5 protein-coding genes and 2 pseudogenes are annotated in these 6,043 nt (G+C 63.3%); 1 reads left to right on the forward strand and 6 read right to left on the reverse strand.

What is annotated here, in order from left to right; all coding sequences use genetic code 11:
* The 3 genes from FS320_RS36205 to FS320_RS36215 form a co-directional block, all read right to left on the reverse strand.
* Nucleotides 1-205: helix-turn-helix domain-containing protein (locus tag FS320_RS36205; protein WP_152717182.1), on the reverse strand; the 205-nt coding region annotated here is incomplete at its 3' end.
* A gap of 636 nt (nt 206-841) precedes the next feature.
* Entirely contained in the window at nt 842-1,033 is a 192-nt protein-coding gene (locus FS320_RS36210; protein WP_338105620.1) for a con-10 family general stress protein, read from the reverse strand.
* A gap of 518 nt (nt 1,034-1,551) precedes the next feature.
* Nucleotides 1,552-1,842: a hypothetical protein gene (locus FS320_RS36215; RefSeq protein ID WP_152717183.1), complete on the reverse strand. Its 291-nt coding sequence runs from the start codon at nt 1,840-1,842 to the stop codon at nt 1,552-1,554.
* Nucleotides 1,843-2,025: 183 nt separating this feature from the next.
* On the opposite strand from FS320_RS36215, the pseudogene FS320_RS49975 reads away from it, so the two are divergent.
* A pseudogene (locus tag FS320_RS49975) lies at nt 2,026-2,217 on the forward strand (helix-turn-helix domain-containing protein); the annotation flags it as partial.
* Between the two features lie 83 nt (nt 2,218-2,300).
* Here FS320_RS49975 and FS320_RS36225 read toward each other — a convergent pair.
* From FS320_RS36225 to FS320_RS47295, 3 genes and pseudogenes are all read right to left on the reverse strand, one after another.
* Nucleotides 2,301-3,535: pseudogene (locus FS320_RS36225) on the reverse strand (IS256 family transposase).
* 154 nt (nt 3,536-3,689) lie between these two features.
* On the reverse strand, nt 3,690-5,441 hold the full coding sequence (locus tag FS320_RS36230; RefSeq protein WP_162003449.1) for a calcium-binding protein: 1,752 nt from the start codon (nt 5,439-5,441) through the stop codon (nt 3,690-3,692).
* A 378-nt stretch (nt 5,442-5,819) separates the two neighbouring features.
* A partial coding sequence (locus FS320_RS47295) for a hypothetical protein (RefSeq protein ID WP_210252235.1) occupies nt 5,820-6,043 on the reverse strand: 224 nt, incomplete at its 5' end.

The raw sequence follows: 6,043 nt of genomic DNA on the forward strand, positions 1-6,043 counted from the left end.
GCCACTGCGCGATGGCGGCGGCAACGGCCTCGGCCTTGAAAGGCTGGCGGGCGCGGCCATCGGTCAGGCCCCTCTCGAACCGCTTCACCTGATAGCGAACCGCGCCTTCCGTCACGCCCAGCAAGCGAGCGATCCCACTGTTTGTCGCTCCCCGCGCCGCCAATGCCTTGATAGCCATCCGAGCCTCCTGATCGAGCCGGCTCATTCGCTCCTCCGCGTCGTCCCGCGACACGGTAGGTCGACTTCAACCGGAGGCGACATCTCGTAAATCTGGCCGTCGCCTTACTCGTAGATTTGCGCGTCGCGCTACAAGGCTTGATCACCTGCCTCGATACGCCGCCTTTCTCACACCGTCATCACCCAGTTCCCGCCATAGCGCGATCGAACCCCAATAGACATCGAAAAAGAAGCGCGGCATCGGCAATGGAGAACATGACAGTCTCAATCGCATAGGACGCCCGAGCCGAGGGGTCTCGCCGACCTCCGGCTCAGGGCGTCCCGAGCCACTCGGCCGGGAAATGCGGAGCAGAGCTTCGCACTTCCCATCCCCGGCGGCTCATCACGATATGAAGAGGACTACGATAGTATACCGAGCAGCTCTATACCTCTCGGCAACATATCCCGCATTCGTCCAGGTTCAGGACCATCTCGAGCGTCGTGGCCTCGTGCCCACGTTGGTGAGGACGCGGTCTGCATCGTCCAGCGCGTGCGGGCGAGAAACAAGGTGGAATCCTGCCCTTGCCTCCCGTGTTTGCCACGGGCTTGGAAATGTCGCCCTCCGTCTTTTAGCCCAACGTACCATATCAGCTGGGATTTCGCGGCACTCGCGACACTGATCGTCTCAGTCAGCCTGGCGGGAGGGGCGCTTAGGTGGAATCGAAGCCAATCCGCCCTTGCTGCCCGCCCGTGAGGCAAGATCAGGATCCCGCGCAAAGGTGCGCTTGGCCGCCGGGACATTCCGACCACCCTTTGCGGCCGCGGCTCTTTGCTTGTCCGGGTTCATGGCAGCAAAACCCCGTTTCGATTTCGGCACGCGCGACCTCCGGTTCACGATCACTGACTGTATTGACGTAGCACCGTATCAGCGATCCATCGGGGCGACATTCGCCTATCCGTAGCCTCTATGGCTCCGCCGACAGCTCGTGGATTGGCCGGGAATGAACATGGCCGAACGCACCGGAGCTCGATGCCGGCTACAGGTCGCTGTCCGCGTTCGCTCTAGCCTTCAAAGGGATCACCGGCATGAAACTTACCCTCAAGCCGGCCTTGGCCGGCGCTGCTATCGCCGTCCTCACTGGCGCCTCAAGCTTGAGTGCCGCGTCAGCCGACGAGCCTAACCGGGTCCTGATGCCGTCGGAACGCCATCATATCCTTACGGGCGAGCCGGGTGATCGTGTTGGCCCGCAGGATGGGACTGTCTCGAACAGCATAGCGGGCGGGACGGGGGGCTCCGGCAGTCGCCACTCGGACGATGCGCAACACCACGGTAGAGGCGGCTCCGGAGGCTCGAAAGGTGGCTCATCGGGAACTGGCGGGTTCGGCGGTACGCAGTCAGGTGGTTCGACTTCTGGCGCAGGGTCTTCCGATAGAGAAACCAGTTCTGGTGATGGCGGCAAACCCGAGGGCGTGCCGTCCCTGGGCAATGGCGGCGATCGTGGCGGTCACCGCGGCGGTGGCAAAGGCCACAGCAGTGGGGGAGGCGATCACGATGAACTCGGCCGCGACGATCGTGGCCATGGAGGTCGCGACCATCGTGGCAATGATCGAGACCAGGGCAACGCGGGCCATGGCGGGAAAGGCTCTGGCGGCGGTCGCTCGGGTGATCGGGGCGGCTCCAGCCATCACTGAGGACTTTAGGTTGGCGATCCTTAACGGTTGTCCAAGCCAGCGCCGAAGTAACCCCGCTCCACGGGTCGGGTCGCAATTGCGCAGCGCTGGCTGGCGACGGGTTGTCGTCATGCCCCTCTAGTGTTCTGTCACTGACGGGTGATTCCGAAATCTGGTCTCAGGTGCGATGCTGCTCGGATGGGCAAGATCGAACGCATTGAGGTTCCGGCTGCTGATCGGGATCGCCTGGAGACCCTGGTCCGCGACCGCAATACACCCCAGAAGGTTGTCTGGCGGGCTCGGATTGTTCTGCTGTCGGGTGAGGGCCTGCGCGCCACTGAGGTGGCGGCCCGCGTCGGCACGAGCACTCTGACGGTAAGGCGCTGGCGCCGTCGCTATGCGCAGGCGATGCGGATGGACTTCGGGCGTCCGGGTTCGGGACTGCCAGAATTTCCGTGTCCGGGCCGGGTTCATCATCCCAGCCTGAAGCGGCCTTCGAAGAGAATGGCGAACTGGGCTTTCGCCATGCCCCACTCCCGTGGCGGCATCTTCCACTCTTTCTGGGTCTGCCTCAAGACCAGGAACAAGAGCTTGAACGCGCTCTCGTCGGTGGGAAAGTGGCCCCGGGCCCGCACCGCCCGGCGCAGCTTGGCATTGAGCGCCTCAATGGCGTTGGTCGTGTACATGATCCGGCGCACCTCATCGGGGAAGGCAAAGAACGGGATCACCGCCGTCCAGTGGCGCCGCCAGGATGCTGCGATCGCCTCATACTTGCGGCCCCAAATCGACGTTGCGAACGCCTCCAGCGCCGCCTGGCCGGCTTCGGCATCCTTGGCCCGGTAGACCTCCTTCAAGGCTGCCGCCACGGCTTTGCGGTCCTTGTAGGCCACGAACGCCAAGGACGAGCGGATCAGATGCACGATGCAGGTCTGCACCTGGGTGTCGGGGAACACCGCCGTGATCGCCTCGGGAAAGCCCTTCAGGCCATCCACCACCGCAATCAGCACGTCCTCGACGCCGCGGGTTCGCAACTCGTTCATCACCCGCAGCCAGAACTTGGCGCCCTCGCTCTGCTCGATCCATAAACCGAGGATCTCCTTGGCGCCGTCCGGACGCACGCCCAGCGCCAGGTAGACGGCCTTGTTGCGCACCGTGCCCTCATCGCGCACCTTGACCCGGATGGCGTCGAAGAAGACCAGCGGGTAGAGCGCCTCCAGGGGCCGGTTCTGCCACTCGGCGATCTCCTCGAGCACCGCGTCGGTGACGGCACTGACCAGATCCGGTGAGACCTCGATGCCGTACAGATCGCGCAGGTGGCCCTGGATCCCGCGCACGCTCATGCCGCGGGCGTCCATGGAGACGAGCTTCTCATCGAAGCCGGGAAAGCGGCGCTGGTCCTTGGCGATCAGCTGCGGGTCGAAGGTCGCCCGCCGGTCCCGCGGGATCTCCAGGTCGATCCTGCCGGTGTCGGTGAGCACGCTCTTGTGTCGGTGAGCACGCTCTTGCGGCCATAGCCGTTGCGGGTGTTGCCGGCCTCATTCTCCTGATCGAGATGATGATCCATCTCGGCATTGAGCGCCCGCTCGGCGAGCGCCTTCTTCAACTCGTCGAGCAGCCCGTCTTTGGCGAACGCTGATTTAGCCTCAGCACCGGCCAGCAGCTGATCGAGCAGGTGGTCGGGAATGCGGGGTTCCTTGCGGCGTGCCATGCGATGTCTCCCTCATGATCATCGTAATGGCCCCACACGAAATTCCCGACAGTCCCTCCAAACGCGAAAGCGCCGCGGGTCACCTCCGCGGCGCTTGTCGTGTGGGCACGGGAGGCAGCACACTCCGCCTTCCACGCGTTCAGCCTTCTGCCGGTCAGGCGGCGATCCTGAAGTCGGCGTCGCTCAGGCTTGTGAGCTGAGTGTTGGCCAGCGTCAGGCTGCGCGCGTCGTCGAGCCGGATCAGCACGTGCTCACCCACCTGCTCGGCCGCCTGCAGCACCGAGACCCCGTCCGCGAAGTCCTCGTCCTCCGCCGCAAAGCTGATCACGTCCACCCCGCTCTCAAAGTCGCTGATCACGTCATGGCCGATCGCCCCGGCAAACCCGAACACGTCCGCGTCCGCCCCGCCGGTGAGCGCATCGTCGCCCGCGCCCCCGATCAGCGTGTCGGCGCCCGAGCGCCCGTCGAGCACATCATTGCCAAACCCGCCCGAGAGCAGGTTGCCCCAGCCGTCCTGGCCCAGAAGCTGATCGTCGAACAGGCTGCCGAGCACATGATCGACCCCGTCCAGCCAGTCGCCCGCGGCCTCCCCGCCCGCCCCCGTGCCGGCGCGCAGGTCGACCACCACGCCCGCATCCGAGCCGCTGTAGTCGGCCAGGTCCTCGCCCATGCCGCCGTCAAGCGTATCGGCGCCGGCCCCGCCCACCAGCACGTCGGCGCCGTCGCCGCCCCCCAGCACGTCATCGCCGGACAGGCCGCTGAGCAGGTTGGCCTCGGCCGAGCCGGTCAGGCTGTCGGCGTGCGCGGAGCCGACCAGGTTCTCGATCCCGGAGAGCCCATCGCCCGCGGCCTCGCCGCCTGCACCGGTCCCGGTGCTGAGATCGATCACCACCCCCGCATCCGAGGCGGTGTAGTACACCGTGTCAAAGCCCGCGCCACCGTCGAGCACATCGGCGCCTTCCCCGCCCACCAGATCATCGTCCCCGGCCCCGCCGATGAGCACGTCATCGCCGGCCAGGCCGTTGAGCGCATTGGCCTCGGCCGTGCCGGTGATCTGATCGCCGTGCTCCGAGCCGATGACATGCTCGAGGCCGGTGAGGGTATCGCCCTCGGCCTCGCCGCCCTGGCCGGTGCCGGTGGTGAGATCGACCACCACCCCGGCCGCCGAGCCGGAATAGTCGACCAGGTCCGCGCCCGCCCCGCCATCGAGCACATCGGCGCCTTCCCCGCCCACCAGCACGTCCTCGCCCGCGCCGCCATTGAGGGTGTCGGCGCCGCCCTGGCCCACGAGCAGGTTGGCCTCGCCATTGCCGGTCAGGCTGTCGGCGTGCGCGGAGCCGATGACGTCCTCGATCGAGATAAGCTGATCGCCCTCGGCCTCGCCGCCTGCACCGGTGCCGGTTTCCAGGTTGACCACCACCCCGGCGCTGGATCCGGAATAGTCGGCGGTGTCGGAGCCGTCGCCGCCGACGAGCACATCGGCGCCGGCCGCGCCGATCAGGATGTCGTCGCCACCCGCCCCATGGAGGGTGTCGTTGCCAGCCTGGCTCATGAACACGTTGGCATCGCTGTTGCCGGTGAGCTGATCGTGATGGGCCTGGTTGCTGGTCACCACGAACTGGGTCGCGCCGTCCTCCGTCAGCGTCGTGGTAATGGCCAGATCCTGATCGCTGGTGTCCGCAACCGCGTTCTGCTGCACAGCCTCGTTCTCGCCAAAGGCCTGGTTCCAGAGAGACTCGACGCCGTCCGTAATCTCGCGACGGAAGATTACACCCGCCCTTACGGCACCAGCAATCGCGCCACCGGCAGCGAGGCCCCCGCCAAGCATAAAGAACGATTGTTTAAGTAAAATTTCGGCTTCTATTATAAGCTTCCCTTTCAGATCTCCAATAGATAGAGGCTCCAACTTTCGGAGCTCTTCTAGCTCACTCGCTAATTTAGCTGCATTCTTATAAAGTGCTTCCATAGACGTTGGAATAAGGTTAAGAGAATGATAAATTTCGTTCTGCATGCTATCAAGTACGGCAGATTTTGATTCTATTATTGCCCTGATTTTGTCAAAATGAGATTTTGCTACGCTGTCATTTTCTAGCTTAGAGATTTTTCTGAATATGTTGATAGCGACATTTTGAGTGTCATCAGGAACTACTTTGCTTAGAAAGCGCACTAGATATATTGATAATGTTTTCTGCATTTGATCGCTCATGAAATTACATGTCACCTTAATTGTAGCATAACTTGTATGAGTTTAACTTGATGGATGTTCATCAAGCATGAGTTTGGGCTACCTGAGCCTTTGATCTTCGAGGGTTTGCGCGACGGCTTGGAAAGCGGCGCAGTCTTGTTTTCTGACGGTCACGTCCGTCAATGAGTGTAAATTCGTCGGCCCTGAACAATGCCGTTTGATCAGGCGGCAATTGCATTCCAGGGCTCGTGGGCCGTATCCGATGGCGGATGAATCCATCAGAGCTGCCATGATCCAGGCAACAAAAAGCCTGAGCCAGTTCA

Source organism: Microvirga tunisiensis, assembly GCF_009296175.1.
GTDB classification, from domain to species: Bacteria; Pseudomonadota; Alphaproteobacteria; order Rhizobiales; family Beijerinckiaceae; genus Microvirga; species Microvirga tunisiensis.